Source organism: Citrobacter sp. CK195, assembly GCF_030333365.1.
Taxonomy (GTDB): Bacteria; Pseudomonadota; Gammaproteobacteria; order Enterobacterales; family Enterobacteriaceae; genus Citrobacter_B; species Citrobacter_B koseri.
Window position 1 is genome coordinate 652,153 of sequence record NZ_JAOWGB010000025.1, and the last position, 13,479, is coordinate 665,631.

At 50.5% G+C, this 13,479-nt stretch carries 10 protein-coding genes; 3 read left to right on the forward strand and 7 right to left on the reverse strand.

Annotated elements, in window-relative coordinates; genetic code table 11:
• Positions 1-120 precede the first annotated feature (120 nt).
• From abpA to OGX93_RS17320, 3 genes are all read left to right on the forward strand, one after another.
• Complete coding sequence (gene abpA / locus OGX93_RS17310) at positions 121-1,737, forward strand: anti-bacteriophage protein AbpA (RefSeq protein WP_286448859.1); 1,617 nt, start codon at positions 121-123, stop codon at positions 1,735-1,737.
• On the forward strand, positions 1,734-3,923 hold the full coding sequence (locus OGX93_RS17315; RefSeq protein ID WP_286448861.1) for a DEAD/DEAH box helicase: 2,190 nt from the start codon (positions 1,734-1,736) through the stop codon (positions 3,921-3,923). The genes abpA and OGX93_RS17315 overlap by 4 nt, the downstream gene beginning before the upstream one ends.
• A 206-nt stretch (positions 3,924-4,129) precedes the next feature.
• Positions 4,130-5,671, forward strand: a complete 1,542-nt coding sequence (locus OGX93_RS17320) for a glycosyltransferase family 9 protein (protein ID WP_286448862.1) — start codon at positions 4,130-4,132, stop codon at positions 5,669-5,671.
• Here OGX93_RS17320 and OGX93_RS17325 read toward each other — a convergent pair.
• The 7 genes from OGX93_RS17325 to OGX93_RS17355 form a co-directional block, all read right to left on the reverse strand.
• Complete coding sequence (locus tag OGX93_RS17325) at positions 5,626-6,417, reverse strand: hypothetical protein (RefSeq protein WP_286448864.1); 792 nt, start codon at positions 6,415-6,417, stop codon at positions 5,626-5,628. The two genes, OGX93_RS17320 and OGX93_RS17325, sit on opposite strands and share 46 nt — an antisense overlap.
• Positions 6,414-7,544 carry a hypothetical protein gene (locus OGX93_RS17330; protein ID WP_286448866.1) on the reverse strand — a complete coding sequence of 377 codons (1,131 nt, stop codon included), beginning with the start codon at positions 7,542-7,544 and terminating at the stop codon, positions 6,414-6,416. The genes OGX93_RS17325 and OGX93_RS17330 overlap by 4 nt, the downstream gene beginning before the upstream one ends.
• Before the next feature lie 11 nt (positions 7,545-7,555).
• Entirely contained in the window at positions 7,556-8,401 is an 846-nt protein-coding gene (locus OGX93_RS17335; RefSeq protein ID WP_286448868.1) for a histidinol-phosphatase, read from the reverse strand.
• Entirely contained in the window at positions 8,398-9,426 is a 1,029-nt protein-coding gene (locus OGX93_RS17340) for a radical SAM family protein (protein ID WP_286448870.1), read from the reverse strand. The genes OGX93_RS17335 and OGX93_RS17340 overlap by 4 nt, the downstream gene beginning before the upstream one ends.
• A 119-nt stretch (positions 9,427-9,545) precedes the next feature.
• Positions 9,546-11,132 (reverse strand): hypothetical protein, encoded by a 1,587-nt coding sequence (locus OGX93_RS17345; RefSeq protein ID WP_286448871.1) that lies wholly within the window; start codon positions 11,130-11,132, stop codon positions 9,546-9,548.
• Between the two features lie 9 nt (positions 11,133-11,141).
• Positions 11,142-12,356 carry a YaaW family protein gene (locus tag OGX93_RS17350; RefSeq protein WP_286448872.1) on the reverse strand — a complete coding sequence of 405 codons (1,215 nt, stop codon included), beginning with the start codon at positions 12,354-12,356 and terminating at the stop codon, positions 11,142-11,144.
• Entirely contained in the window at positions 12,346-13,338 is a 993-nt protein-coding gene (locus tag OGX93_RS17355) for a helix-turn-helix transcriptional regulator (protein ID WP_286448873.1), read from the reverse strand. Before OGX93_RS17355 ends, OGX93_RS17350 begins: the two co-directional genes overlap by 11 nt.
• Positions 13,339-13,479: the final 141 nt, after the last annotated feature.

Genomic DNA, 13,479 nt, shown 5'->3' on the forward strand with positions numbered 1-13,479 from the left:
CTTGATAACTGCGACCGAGAATGGCTGTGAAGTATTTAGAACACTGGTGATGATGCAGTGATCCTATTGTCTGTGTCATAACATCATCTTAATTTTCGCAAAATTGTCACGGATGTCTAAATGGAGTCGAATGATTCAGGCGGAGTAGCCGCCAAGCACGGTTTCTTATTTCAGGACTGCGTAGCCGCTTACCATGTCACCCGAATGCTTCGTGACAAGTCTATCCGCAGTGTTCGCTGCGAGGTCACAGACGATATCGATATTGTATCTGATGGATACATCGACTTCGTTCAGGTAAAAAGCACCGGCAAAACACGTTGGAACATTTCGGACATCGTTCAGAATTCAAAAGGTGCTGATAAAAAGCCGATCCCCTGCAGTTCAATTTTGCACAAATCAATGCAATGTGAGTCTGACCTGTTCCTTGGACGTAGGTACTCCATCGTCACAGAGGAAAAGGTCAACAAAACCTTGGAGTACTTGACGATCAGCCCAACCGCTCGACTAGATAAGCCAGGCCGACAGGAACTCATCGATGATCTCAACAAACGTACAAACAATTATTTAACAGAGTCAGGTATAAGCGTTTCAGATTGGATCGATGCGGCTACATGGGAAGTGTTTTCATCTCTGCGAGAACTGGAACTTCTAGGGATCAAAAACATACGGCTGGCATCCCACGATCTACATGGGGTCATTCTCAGTTCCGAAACCGTCGCCGAAGACATTTGGTGCCGAATCCTTGATACCGTAACGCGCAAGGGCGAGCATTCTCGACGCATTCACTGCGTGAATGACAAGTCCTGTTTACGACCAGACCTACTTGAGTGGTTCAGGCAGCGTGTCGAAGATGACCAATCTCGGTCAGGCCGCAAAATCTACGTCAAACGGGACTTACCCCACATCCTTACGCCATTTAGAGCGCCTATGACTTCGGTCTGTGCTAAGCGTAAAGGCCTGGTTCTACATCAGCAGTACTCGCTTAAGAAATATCGCTACAAGCACATCGCGGATAACGTCTGCCAATGGTTGGATGAGGTCTTTCTCCGACCAAAAGAATTGTCTGATATTCATAAACTGACACTCATTGAAAAGCGAGAACGATTAAAGAATTCAGTCTTCAAATCGCTCCATGATGTCAGCGAATTTTTGGGGCGAGTTCTGTTGCATGCAACGATCCGGCAGCACCACGAAAGCCAGCCTATCCCTTGCATGTTATACGTGGAAAAAGCAGGGGCCGAAAAAATTCTTGAAAATGTGCACATCGTTCGCCGCGATCCAGAAGGTGATCAGCTCTGGATTGGCTTCAGTGAGTTGGTGACTAATATTGACATTGCCGTCAGATTGCCGGAGATACGGGATCAGTTATACGAGGACATATCGGATTGCATCGATACAGCACGCAGAAAGATCCTCGACATTAAAGATGATAACTACCTGCTTCGCCACGACATTGACGAAATTCTTGATGGCAGCAGACCTTTCGATGCTCACCTTGATCGTTTCACGTTTGTTCTGTTCGTGGGCTACGACTCCAAGCTGCTAACTGAGCCTGAAACGCCGGGATTCGAGGGTGACTTGGAGAAGGAAACGACGGCGCTATTCGAAAAATTCGCGGCTGACCTGATCGAGGATTCGCCGTTTGCGAATCTTTGCATCCACGTATTCATTTATCCAGCCCCGAGTCTTGAGCGGTTAACCCAATTAGTTGATGAGAAGGTGAGAGAGGTCGTATGACAGAGGTCTATGAACAGGCGAAACATAGCCTGCAGGGTGAGGACTTCTCATCTTTCAATTATCTGTTTGCGGTTAACAAGCTGTTGTCTAATCCTGTTTCGTATGACTTAGGACGGGACTTGATCGTGCGAGCTCTCGATTCGCGCGAGCGGTTTTCCGAGCACACCACGATATTGAAAAATATGGTGAGAAAATCAGGTTTGTTCCCGTATCTCAAAAAGGAGTTCACCAGCCTGACACCGGATGACCTGAGGGTGCTTGAGCTATACCGGACGCCATTCTCGGATGGTTTTGTTTTCCACTCAATGCAGTTCCACATATTTGATCTGCTTAAGTCCGGTCAAAACGTGGTTCTGAGCGCACCTACAAGCATGGGCAAAAGCGCAATCGTCGATTCGTTGCTCGGCATGGGAACGTTGAAGCGGCTCGTTCTGGTTGTTCCGACTGTGGCTCTTGCCGACGAAACTCGTCGCCGACTACAAGAGCGATTCGGTGACCGATATCAGATCATCCACCACAGTTCCCAAGTGTGCCATTCCGATCAGGCTGTCTACGTGTTAACGCAGGAGCGAGTGAACGAGCGTGACGACATCGTCGATATTGACCTCTTCGTCATTGACGAGTTTTACAAGTTGGCGTTCCGGCAACTGAAAAGTGGGGACATTGATCATCAAGACGAACGAGTCATCGAGCTCAACATTGCTTTGAGCAAACTGCTCAAGGTCTCCAGGCAGTTTTACCTGACTGGACCGTTCGTTAACAGCATTCGCGGTCTCGAAAGACTTGGATATCCGCATACTTTCGTTTCTACCGACTTCAATACAGTCGCGCTAGATGTTAAGACGTTCGGCATCAAAGCGAACGACGACAAAGCCAAGCTCAACGCGCTAGGAGAAATCGCGCACGCATGCGTCGACGCAACGATCATTTATTGCAAGTCACCAACTGTTGCGGGCCAGGTGGCGCGCGAGCTGATCAGGCTGGGGCAAGGCACTCCGACTGAGAGTCCTCATGTCGACTGGGTCAGCGAAGAGTTCGATGCCGACTGGGATTACACAGTCGCACTTAGAAACGGTATTGGCTTGCATTTTGGCGCGCTACCGAGGGCATTGCAGCAATACACCGCCGACCAATTCAATGCTGGAAAACTGCGCTTTTTACTTTGCACCTCCACGATCATTGAAGGAGTCAATACTATCGCTAAGAACGTCGTGATCTACGACAACCGCGATGGAACTCGCAGCATTGACAAATTCACCCATGGCAACATCAAAGGGCGCGCCGGGCGCATGGGCGTTCACTTCGTCGGCAAAATCTTTTGCCTGGAGGAAATCCCGGAAGACAACCTCAATCAAGAGGTGGATATTCCGCTCGGTATTCAGGACATTGATACCCCAATCAACCTCTTGGCCAGCGTTCAACCAGACCACTTGTCCGAGTTTTCACAGGATCGCTTTGATGAGGTTTTCATAAACGACCATGTTTCCATCGAACTTGTGAAGAAGCATTCGTACTTCCGTGTCGAGCAGTTCGAAATGCTGCAAAGCATGTTCGAGATGATGGACGACAGCGAATTTTCCTCGTTGGTTTTTCACTGGACCCCCGCGACAAACTTCCTCAAGACCTTTGCAAAGATCATTGCCAGACTGGTTCCCCATACGTTCAGTCGCAATGGGATCCCTGTTAAGCCCACGGATGTGATGATCGCCAAACTTGCCGGCTATTTAAGCGCTGAAAGTTATTCGGAATATCTGAAGAATCAAATCGTTTACGCACGACAACGGGTCTCTGAAGGGGAAAGGCGCACTCTTTCCGACGCACTTAACAATGATCTGAAACTCATAACCAATACTTTCGGTTACACGTTACCTAAAGTGCTCAGCTTGATGGAGGATGTTGTAAAATATCACGCGTTGAAGAGAGGTATTCGCAGCAAAGTCGATTACACGCATGTCAAAATGACGTTCGAGAATTTTCATCTTCCGCCAGGTGTAAGTGCCTTGGAGGAGATTGGCATTCCCATTCAGACGTTACACCGGCTGGTAGATTTGCTGGAATTTTCCGACCAAGCTGATGTGGATGGGTTGTGCCAGTATCTTCGGGATACTCAGGACGTTTGGAGTCGAACGATTGGGTTCGTGGATCAGACGTTCATAAGGCGCGCGCTCGGTATTGAACAACATTGATTTAGGTGCGTTTGTGTTCCTTGGTCGGTATAAACCGTTAGTTGCTTACCGTCTTGTTAATAATGGCTTTGACCGAATCTCAGCTCACCTCGCTTGCTATTGTGCTTCCTAATTGGCAGCAAGATGGAGTTTGAGGCTAATTAGAATACGCCGCATCACCCTGAAAAAACCGTGTGGCCGGGATCGGCCCCCTGAGCAAAAGACTGGTGAGCATATTGATAAGTTTTCAGATTTTACGCAAAGCGGTTTCCAGGTTGATATTTCGCCTCCTGGCGGACAAACCTCTGCCCACGAAAACCCCCGGCGAAAAACTCCATATTCTTCTGCTTCGCTGGGACGCAAAATTGGGCGACTCCATCGTATCTTCTTTCTTTTTTCGCGAATCACGTAAGCTCAATGCCCGATTGACTGTACTTACGGTTAACGAGTTAGCTGAAATGCATACCAACACCTTCGGTGTAGATGACGTCATCGTTACGAATCCGCATCCAGGGCTTGGTGAACTACGCAGATTGGTGAACCAACTAAGTAATGTCGATGTCGTTGTTCATCTGGTTGGACGACTGCAACCTGCCGAAATAGTTTTTATGCGGTTACTCCGCCCGGCGAGTATCTATTCCCTTGATGATTCACTGCGCTGTGTGAATCGTAAAATGGGATTTGCTGCAAACTCGCTCAATATCGTGGAGCAGTACAAATATATTCTGCAGGATCTGGGCGCGAAAGTGATCGACACCCAGTACATTGTTCCGTTGCCTGCCGAGCTCCCGCCTGAGGCACTTTCCCCCCAAATACTTTTTAATCCTTATGCCAGCCGAAGAGACAAGGGGCTATCCCCTTCCCGGGCAACCGCAGCTCTACAAGCTATCACCGACGAGTTTCCCGGCCATTCCGTGGGAATTCTTTGCAGCCCTTCAACGCTGTACAGCGCACAGCATCTGGAAAACGCAGTTTCACGCGATAATGTGGCAGTCTTGCACGACGGGCTAACCCCCGAAAAGGTTGCAGGCTATATTCGCCGCGCGCTGGCAGTTGTTAGTGTGGATACAGCCATTGTGCATATGGCTGTTGGCCTGAAAGCGAAGCTGGTGGCGATCTACCCGTTGATTGCAGGTCAACACAACCCATGGTTGCCGCCTCGCTCACCTTTTACACAAGTGATCTACAGCGAGCAACAGCCAGACACACTCCGTCGTACGGGCAAAAAAAATATGGATACTTTTTCGCTAACGTCATTAATGAACGCATTGCAGACTCTCTTAACACTGCCAGCAGAAGCGAAAAACAGCATGTCGCTTAACGCCAGAATCATCCCTGGGCTAGGGGTAGCGACGGGCACGCTGGCGCGACAACTGCCCTTAATCTGTGAAAAATTTCCTGAAGTTGCAGGCTGTTATGCCGGGACGATCAATCTTGAATTCAGCGTTCCTGTCGCAGTCGTGCGGCCCGATCACCGTACCGCACCGCTGGCTTGGACTCCCAGTGGACGCACCACCGAGATATTCGATCTACTGCGCATTGAACTTGAATTCAGCCATTTAACTGAACGCATCCCCGCATGGCTGTATATTGCCCACAGCTCGCCACACCGCCGGACGCCGACCATTCACGAAGCAATCGCGCCGCGTATTAACCTCAATGGCGCCACGCACTGTCGACTCCACTTACCCGCTGAAGCTATCGTACTGGGCGAACGCGGTACTCAGGCAACGGAAGCTATCAATTTGTCACTTTCATCAACCCAGTAATCCGTATTCGCCTCAATATGCAAAAACAGTTTTGCCAGCAGCGAGCCACCCGCCAGAAATTCAGCCACGGTTTCTCTCCGGGCTTCGGTACGCCGGAAATAGGTGTTGTAAAGTTTGAGAATGGCCACGTCGTTAATCAAAAATGCCCCGACGGCAATATCGGTGCGACGCATCACCTCGCAACCAGCAAAGTTGTAAAGCGGACGGTATCCGGGATCGATGACCTCCCCGCCAATCGGGATGGCAGCATCGGCAGCCAGGGCAATGTTATTTTTGATTCTCCCAGGATTACCCCAAGCGTGATTCTCGCTCTCAAGCCCTATAGCTAAGGCTTGCGCAAGTATGGGGTTTCCCGGCAGGGATGCGAAAATACACTCGCTATGCCAGTGCAATTTATGGCTCAGCCCTGTCGGAAATAACTCAACACTCGGATCTCTAAACAGCAACGTATCCGCATCCAACCATGCCCCGCCCCAGCGATGTACAAACGCCATGCGAATGAAATCGCTCTTCGCCACAATAGCTTCAATGCCGTTCGCCAGCGTAAAGCTCAGCGGTTCAAAAGCCCAAGCTTTATTCATGATGTCTGCATCGATGTGTTCGCTTACCGTTCGCGGCGTAAGCAGAAGAAAACGATCGCCTAGAGCTCTGCGCATAGAAACCAGTGCCAGGGCAACATAAGCCGGCATGGTCTGACCCGGTGCGTTTTCCCAGTAACTGACGTAATGGGTAGTATCGGACGTCATTTCACCAGCACCTTACCTTTCGCACACAACAGACCATTTTGCATCAGATATGTTCTGAGCATCACCAGTGATGGCGTGCATGCAGGCTGAGCCAAAAACTCATTATTTAACGCTGATTTATACAGATTAAGCCAGGTCAGCACCGGCACATTTGGCAGGAAAGCCGGTAAACTATCCCGGTTGTCTTCGCCAAATAACAGACGCAACGCACGCAGAATGGGCTGATAGCCCGGAGCAGAGAGCAGTTGCGCGACGTTTTCATCCAAATGCTGCTTCACGCTCACGCTGTTTAGCCGATCCTCCACCGACGCATCAGTTAATGCCACCCGGGGATCTAGTGCCACTGGGTAAATGGCACGAAATGACCGGGCGCCGTTATACAGCGATTCATACAACACTTTATCCGCCGTAGCCCCAGTCACCAGCACGTCATCTCCGAAAATGACATGCACGCCGCTCCAGCGGTAAAAATTCTCCGCTGGAATCACATGATCCTGCACAAGATTGACCCGATCGCGCTCGGCCTGGCTAAGGCTGGCGTAATTTTCACACGGCGGCGCAATCCTGGGCAGTTTAACGTTGATAATGGTGGGCAATCCTTTATGCGCCAACGTGAGATTAATTTCCTCAACCACGATATCGTAGAGCACATTGGCCGTGGAAGGCACATTACGCCAGCCCGTGGTCATCATCACAACATTCTCTCCCTCCTCTTTGGCCTGGCAAAACAACCCTGACCATGAAGAGGAGGTATCATCCAGTTCTGCGGCAAGATAGTCGATAACACACCGTGCCAGATAGCGTATCTCGCTCACTCCGCCATATTTCGCACGGCTATAAATGCCCGCCAATGTTGTAGCGTCAGCACCGGTGCGCATATCGCAAAATGATCCAGTCGCATTCGGCGTCAGATAATGTAGCGCCTTACCACCAAAAATAGCGACGTAATCGGACATGTCGATCAAACCGCGCGCCAGCAAATCGGTCGCGAATGCGCGAAAACCGGATTTAACATCCTGCGCATTGATCTGTGCACTGGCCTGGCGAAACATTGCCAACTGGGTTGCGAGCGGTTCGTTGTGCAACGTGTTCCACGCAAGTGAATGCGGAGTTTTTAGTCCATTCATGGTGAAGATCCTTAGCGAGACACTGGCACAGTGTGAAATTGAAGGTTATCCAACAGAACATCAATACGTTGACGCTGCTGATAATAGCTGATGGATTGAAGCCCTAAAGGCCTAAGTGCCTCCATCAACTCGGCGATCCCCGTTCCGGCATCACGAGGATCATGCGCATCGGATCCGATAGTCAATGGAACATTGTTCCTCAGTAATTTCTCCAGCAAAGCGCGGGAAGGATAGGACCATCTTCCTGCAATTTCTTTACCCGTCGTAGGATCAAGGCTGGATTTTCGCAGGCCCGAAGCATTCAGTTCATATGCAATACCGCTGCGTACGAGCGGCGCAATCAACGGTTCAAAGCGACGCAAAAACACATCCTCTGGGATTGCGCGCAGTAGCGTGTCAGCGTGCCCAACCGCATCAAACAACCGGCTTTCCAGCAACGCTTCAAGCTGAGCAAAGTACTTGTCCAGAAAGGAGTCTGCCGCTAACCGGGGCAGTTCCCAGACCTTCACCATCGGCTCATCGGCAACAGTGACGTAATGAATTGAACCGATGACAAAATCCATTGGATAGCGGGCAAGTAATTGCCGGTTATAACGCTCAGTACCCGGCATATAATCGAGTTCCAGTCCGCGTAGCAGCGTGATCTCGCCTTTATAGGCCTGCTGCGCCTTATCAATATCGGTGAAATAGCTCTCCAGTTCCGATTCCAGCAAACGGTTCTGCGCATCCACTGGGAACGGAGCATGATCAGTGATGGTGAGTACCGTCACCCCCGCAGCAATCGAGGCACAAACAAGTTCGTCGATGGTACCTACAGCATGTTTCGAGTAGAACGTGTGGCAGTGCGAATCAATCATGCTGCCTTCCATTGTTCAAGCAACCCGGAATGCTTCCCCATCTCTTTGACCAGCCAGTAAGGATTATTGGCGGTCGCGATGATCGCGCGAAGCTGCGGGGTGTCTTCCAGCTGCGCCAGCAGTTCGGTTAACGGCTGGGTATATAACGCGCGCGACAAGGGATTATTCCGCACATGGCTCGCCAGATGATGCCAGTCGATCGCATCAGAATGGATATTTGCAACACGCTCGGTCTCAATACCGTACAGAAACACATCGCCGTTGGGTTTAATTGTCACGTCCATGCCATTGGACTGGGGTGCACGGTTCAGGCTGCCAAAGGTAAAAGGTTTATCCACTTTGGACTCAATCGCGGCAATATATCCCTGTAAGTCTAGATAACCCTCCGGCGTATCTCTTGCCGGATGAACCAGATTTTTGTAGTCGATGTTAAACGTGTCCGTACCTATTAATAATTTGTCTTCCAGTACGCTGACTGGCTTTATGCTGGCGTTAATTCCCCATGAGGCCAGTTCACTCACCAGATATTCGCGAGTGAAGGCCCGGTCGATATCAATTGAGCGAAATGAAAAACTGAGCGATGACGGTTTTTTGCGCTGAACATAATCCAGGCTAAACCCATGTGCACGCCATTTTACTTTTTCAATATGGTGGCTATCTGAACTCAGGCGAATATTACAGGTATCACCATTGGCGGAGACAAGACGATTGATCTCATCAAAGATCTTTTCCATCTTCTCATGGCGAAAAAAACCGCTGGTAATAAACTCAAAGCTGTTGCCCCCTCGGGACAACGCCAGTAAGTCATAAAAGGTATAAATGTTATTGAGCGGTTCACCTTCGCCACTTACGGAAATACGCTTTACAGATGGATCATTAATGAGCGCCGACAGGTTGTCACGTGCCTGCGTTGACAGCACCATACTCTTACCCGTTACGTGCTTATCCGCATACATGCAGAACGCACAGCCGATGCCGCAGATCTGGGTGATATCCACATAAAGCAAATGACCATGTAAGTCCATATATAATATTCCGCCATATTTTTGAAAAAAAATTCAATTTGGTACAAATCAAACTCTTTAGCAGTGTATGTTTCAAACACCAATTCTCTGCGTATATCTCCTCGGTGCCTTTGATGTATTTAGACAGGTTTCGGGTCCGATCCCAACAGAGCCTGCAAACGCGCATCGGCCTGCGCCCTGCCGTCCTGTAACATCGTTAGTACTGCATTGTCTTCCTGCTGGTGCTGCGCACCAAACAGATCTAATCGATCGAGCATATAGACCGTTAATACGGTACCAAGGCCGGTGACGCACCCCGTCAACACAGCCACTAGAGTAGTGATTAGCCCACCGGGCAGAACGGTAAGCAGCGCACCGAGAGTTTTGCTGAGGTACTCTTCAAGCAGTACGCCACCAATGACGAATGCGCCGCTGACAGCAATCTTCAGCCCTGCATCTAGTGCTTCAGCACGGCTTGTACCCTCTGGTCGCATCAGTACGGTTTTGGCTGCGCGGAACAGCGAAAAAACCCCTTCACGGATCATTCGTACCAGGCTGCGTGCGGTGGTGAAGAAAGTATTTATCAGCGTTGTCATCAAGTTACTAATGATCCCGCTGATGGCCCCGTCACGGAACGCCGTTAGCACGTTGCGCCAGTTATCGAGACAGCTCTTTGCCACCCGCCCAGCACGGATTTTTAATGCCCCCCAGACATGCTCCTGGTCAACCCCATCACAAAACCCGTTATGCCAACTGTCATGAACTTCCAACAACAGGCTGTCGACAAAATCCGTCAACACCAGGCCAATCGCCTGCTGTAGGCCCATTTTCCCCGCTTCGACAGCACTGGTTTTCAGTAAATATGCACCGAATTTCGCACTACCGTAGTAGCCCCAACGAAGACTGCTTTCATACTGCTTGCGTGCCGCTTCATCCAACTCGCGCAACTTTTCCTGATCGACGGCGTTCTGCTGTTTGTACTTCTCCAGTGCGTTCTGATCTTTTTTGCTCAGAGGCTCATTTTTGGCTTTCTCTTCCAACCGTGCAATTTTGGAATCGCGATCGGCGCGGTTTTTGTTCAACCAGGCGATGTACTCCTCTGCACTCTTTTGCAACTTCGATTCATTGATCGAGTGGTGCGTCTGATGCAGATTGGTTTTGTGGTTCGCCAGATCCGCACCATTGGCTTCCGCCAGCCAAACCGCAGGGTCGTTATGGATAGAGGAGGCAGAAATAAGGTGATCCTGCTCCGCATCGGTATTCCTGCTCAGTGCCTGTCCGGTATAGGCATCCACTGCTTCGCCTGCATCCTGTTTTTTACTGTTTTCGGCGTTGGTCTTCTTGTAGTTGTCGTGCTTATGGTATGGATCACTGTTGTACTTACCGCGGCTTTCATAACGCACTTGCTCCTCTTCCGTGGCATACACCCCGGAGCGAACATTATGAATGGTATCAACATTCCCCCCCACTTTGTCCCACGCAGAGACAATGCTCCCCAGCCCAAACGGACCAATAATGCTATGCAGAAGACGCTGTCGGCACTCAGCCAGCATCAATGTGGTTTGTTCCGTGCGCCATTTCTGTTGATACTGCCGAACTTGCTGATGTGCCTGCCAAGCACTGGCATCGGATAAGGTAACGACCTCTTTTGTTGGTGATGGTATGAGCTCGCTTGTCTGTCGCTGACGCTGCTGGTTCAGACGCAATAAAAGTGTTTTTCTGTCCATAATATCCCCTTAATACGCACCTGCACGCTGACTAAATGCCTCACGAAGCACCGTCATCAGCTCAGCAGCCTCAGTTTCCTGAATACCTAACTCTAACGCTTGTTCAAGCGCAGTATGGATATCAGGCGGATTGGCAATAAGACGATTAATTGTGGCTTGTAATATCGAGGAAAGATGCCCGCTCATCATCCCCAAGCAGCAGGTTTCGATATCGCTGCGCACGTCAGACGGCGCGATGCCTTCCTCTTTAGCACAAGCAAAGGCAACAGCCAGCATTGCCTCACAACGTTTTTCGAAACGCTTAACTTCATCCATTTTTTTGAGGAGCTTATCTGCATATTCTTCCCTCGTCTGCTGTTGCCCGGCCACCACTCCCTGCTCAAACGCCATATTGCGCTCACGCCTTACACTGGCTGCAGTAGAGAGTCCTACCATACGAAACATGTTCGCCACCCAGCTGTCAGCATCTTTCTCATCCTGCCAGCGATGATACTCCCACCAAACTTTATCGGCTTCCGCCGTAGCATGAATCCGTTGGCGAAGTAGTGCTACCTGAACGACTGCAGGGATCGTAACGCGAAACGCTGGTCCCGCCAGATCTAGGGCGGTCCAAAGCCCAGTAATCACCCAGCCAATCGGCCCCAGGAAAGAAGCTGCCCCTCGCGCAGCCACAAACGAGGCTGCGGACATCACCACCGTCCGTCCGAGCAGTTGGCTGGCAAAGACGTTGGCAATTAACGATGCCAAGAGCAAACTTGAGAAGCGGCTAGACTGCAACTGCGTCATTAATTTTGCTTCTGGGAAAAGCATCGTACTACCCTGAGTAAGATCCATTTTTTCAAGCAGATTTTTGCGTTGAGCTTGGTCCATATCCGACCAAGCCTTGCGAGTAATTGCCGCCAGCACAGCTAGTTCGATACGATCAACGCTCCAGTCCTTCTCGTAGGTCGTGTCAAGCTTGTCCGCCACATCGATCACCACGGTTTTCCACTCCGGGCCGCCGCCGCGAAACAGATTGACGACAGTATTGCCACCAAACTCGCACAGCTCATGGGCAATCAGATCGGCATACTGACTGTGTACGGGGTAATGGGTTTTATAACGTGCTTTACTCTCAATACCGTTGCTGAACGCCTTCGTAATGTATTCCACCAGCGGGGCCAATTCGCTATCCGATGCATCGCGTAATACTGGCAGCAGTTGACGATCACCATTACTCATCATTGTTTTCCTGTTCTGTACCGACATTGTTTGTTTCGCGTTTAATGTTGCTAATGGTGTTGCCAAAGGTGGCAAGAAAGCCATCAAGCATCGGGCTGTCGATGACCGTGGCGCTAAAATGCAGCCGCCCGTCTTCAAGCTCGCTGACATGTTGATCCGCTGACAGTGGCGACTCCAGCAACAATTGCGCCCGCGCAGTTTCGAGGGTGAAATGAATGCGGATACTTCTCCCCTCGCCGAATCCGAAGCGCCCATCATCGTCGTAACGTTTGAGGTTAAAATCTGCGGGGCGTGCAAAGTGAAAGGTACTGCAGACCGCCGAGATAATGCGGTTCAGGGCCAGACTGCGTTCGTTATCGTAGCCTTTAAAGCGGCAAACCAGATACAGCCGCGAGCCCTGTTGCGCTAGCCCGAGGGGCATCACCTCCGCCTGACGGCGAGTACCGTGAGCATTGCTGTAATCAATATTCAGCCAACGGTTGTGATAAAGCGCTTCACTGACCGCGTCAAACACGCCTTCCTGAATCACTGGTGGTAGGAGCGACTGGCTGGCAGCGACCACCCGCACCTTCTGCGACCATTCCCGCTCTCGCTGCGCCTGTTCGCTGTGGTTAAGAGTGTGTCCCGCTTGACTAAAAAACGGCGAAAATGAAGCCATCAGATGCGCGGGTAGCAGATGCTTTAAATGCGCCTGCGCCATTTGCATCAGCAGCGATTCTGCTGGCGATAGCTGCGCCATGCTCAGGCCTCGCGAACCTGCCCGCCATCGCCAGCCATAGGGGCGGCAGCGATCATCACACTCTAGATCGAAGTGCTGGCTAAGGCGTTCAAGCTGGCGCTGAATGGTACGCACATTGCGCTCAATTCCCGCATCTGTAAGTTGCTGATGCAACTCTTGGGCGGTAATGCGCTGACTGCGCGGAATACGACGCAACAGCTCAAGAGAAAAAAACGTGGTATCGACGCTATTTGTTCGCTTTGCCATTACGGTTCCTGTAGCAGCACGCTGAATGTGTAACACACTTATATATATCAGATTTATCGGCAATAGCCGTCAATACTTAACCGGTTTATTCTCCACCAGATAACGACCTGAGTATGCTAGATGCATGCGACAGACTATGTC

What these genes read in the sequence shown, in the direction of transcription:
- abpA (WP_286448859.1), top strand. Translation starts at nt 121, where the DNA reads ATGGAGTCGAATGATTCAGGCGGAGTAGCCGCCAAGCACGGTTTCTTA.
- OGX93_RS17315 (WP_286448861.1), top strand. Translation starts at nt 1,734, where the DNA reads ATGACAGAGGTCTATGAACAGGCGAAACATAGCCTGCAGGGTGAGGAC.
- OGX93_RS17325 (WP_286448864.1), bottom strand. Translation starts at nt 6,417, where the DNA reads ATGACGTCCGATACTACCCATTACGTCAGTTACTGGGAAAACGCACCG.
- OGX93_RS17330 (WP_286448866.1), bottom strand. Translation starts at nt 7,544, where the DNA reads ATGAATGGACTAAAAACTCCGCATTCACTTGCGTGGAACACGTTGCAC.
- OGX93_RS17335 (WP_286448868.1), bottom strand. Translation starts at nt 8,401, where the DNA reads ATGATTGATTCGCACTGCCACACGTTCTACTCGAAACATGCTGTAGGT.
- OGX93_RS17340 (WP_286448870.1), bottom strand. Translation starts at nt 9,426, where the DNA reads ATGGACTTACATGGTCATTTGCTTTATGTGGATATCACCCAGATCTGC.
- OGX93_RS17345 (WP_286448871.1), bottom strand. Translation starts at nt 11,132, where the DNA reads ATGGACAGAAAAACACTTTTATTGCGTCTGAACCAGCAGCGTCAGCGA.
- OGX93_RS17350 (WP_286448872.1), bottom strand. Translation starts at nt 12,356, where the DNA reads ATGATGAGTAATGGTGATCGTCAACTGCTGCCAGTATTACGCGATGCA.
- OGX93_RS17355 (WP_286448873.1), bottom strand. Translation starts at nt 13,338, where the DNA reads ATGGCAAAGCGAACAAATAGCGTCGATACCACGTTTTTTTCTCTTGAG.